Annotated in this window: 2 protein-coding genes; both read left to right on the top strand. The window is 45.7% G+C overall.

All coding sequences use genetic code 11. The annotated features are described in order from the left end of the window. The coding region (locus A3729_RS03535; RefSeq protein ID WP_068633173.1) for a GMC family oxidoreductase at positions 1–866 on the top strand (866 nt) is incomplete at its 5' end. Positions 867–954: 88 nt separating this feature from the next. Next, positions 955–1401 (top strand): NUDIX hydrolase, encoded by a 447-nt coding sequence (locus tag A3729_RS03530; RefSeq protein WP_068513378.1) that lies wholly within the window; start codon positions 955–957, stop codon positions 1399–1401. Positions 1402–1656 lie beyond the last annotated feature (255 nt).

Below are 1656 nucleotides of genomic sequence, written 5' to 3'. Positions count from 1 at the left end.
TTATGCTTTCAGGTATCGGCGATAAAGAGGAGCTTCAACAACATGGTATCGAAGTGATACAGGATTTGCCCGGCGTCGGAAAGAACCTGCAGGAACATGTTGATGCCTGTGTTTTGGTGAAAAGCAAAAAGAAGGATGGTTTCTCGACAAGCCCCGGCGGACTGCTAAAAATGCTACCCGACACTCTTAAATATCTGCGCGACAAGCAAGGCAATCTGGCGAACTCAATTACCCAGGCGGGCGCCTTTTTGAAGTCTAGCCCCGAGGTAAAGGTACCAGACATTCAGATGCACTTTGTTCCCTTACTCTTTGACGACTGCGGGCGCGATTTAAAACTCCTGTCTAGCCATGGCTACTCTCTTCACGTTTGCGTCCTTCGCCCTAAAAGCCGAGGCAAACTCAGCTTAAAATCAGCAGACCCAAGAGAGCCAATCAAAATCGACTTCAACTTTTTCTCCGACCCTGAGGATGCAAAAGTATTAGTCAACGGCATTCGGGTTGCTCGGAAAATATTAGCAAGCCCAGCCTTTGATGGGCATCGTGGCGAAGAGTTGCACCCAGGTAATAACATCCAATCAGATGAGGCACTTTTGAAGAAGTGTAAAGAACGGCTAGGCTTGGTATATCACCCTAGCGGCACCTGCAAAATGGGCAATGACCCTATGGCTGTCGTAGACAGTGAGCTGAAAGTTCATGGTATTAAAAAGTTGCGAGTAATCGACGGCTCAGCAATGCCGACTCTGGTTAGCGGTAATACGAACGCCCCCATTATCGCGATGGCAGAAAAGGCCGCCGAGATGATCTTGCAAGCTAAAACACAGTCTACTTTCCATATACAAGAGAAGGAACTTGAGACAACTAAATAAGTCTTTCTCAGTATTTTGAAATGTTCAGCTCACTGATAAGATATCCGCTTTACTGGCACACCGACTATATAAAGGATTTAACACAATCATGACCTGGACACCCCATGCAACCGTCGCCACGCTTGTCGAGCGAGATGGCAAGCTGTTACTCGTTGAAGAACGCTCTCATGGGAAAACCGTATTCAACCAACCTGCCGGTCATATAGAGCAAGGTGAAAGCATACAAGAAGCCGCTATTCGAGAAACGTTGGAAGAGACCGGCTGGCGCGTCAAGCTCACGGGATTTATTGGCTTATATACCTATACCGCCCCACAAAATGGCGTATGTTATTACCGCTTTTGCTTTGCCGCCGAAGCACTTGAAAAAGAGAGCGATAAGCTCGATAAAGATATTATTGCTGCTCATTGGTTGAGCATGGATGAGATACGAGCACTAGAAGATAAACTCCGCAGCCCGCTCGTACTAAAGTGTTTTGATGACTACTTCCAAAAAGACCACCTAGCACTCGATACCATATATGAGTACACGACCTAAGCAGTCGTCAAAACAAGAATTATATAAAAAACAGCGTTTTTCTCTTAAGCTTATCTCAAGATAGTTTTTTTGATCGGAATAGAAACAATGGGGCCGCGTCCTTGCGAAAACTGAATCTAGCGCTTGAAAAAACACTAAATAATAATGAGAAAACTTTTGCACAAGGCCAGCTTAACATTCAGGCCAAACAAGAGCTGTAAATGCGATGCGCAAAAGTAAAAGGCTTGCCTAACTAGTGACTGGCCCAGAACACCG

Source organism: Oleiphilus sp. HI0043, assembly GCF_001634935.1.
This window is presented reverse-complemented; position numbering and strand designations above follow the sequence as displayed.

Bases quoted from the DNA above. Each gene is read 5' to 3' on its own strand.
- A3729_RS03530 (WP_068513378.1), top strand. From the start codon at position 955: ATGACCTGGACACCCCATGCAACCGTCGCCACGCTTGTCGAGCGAGAT.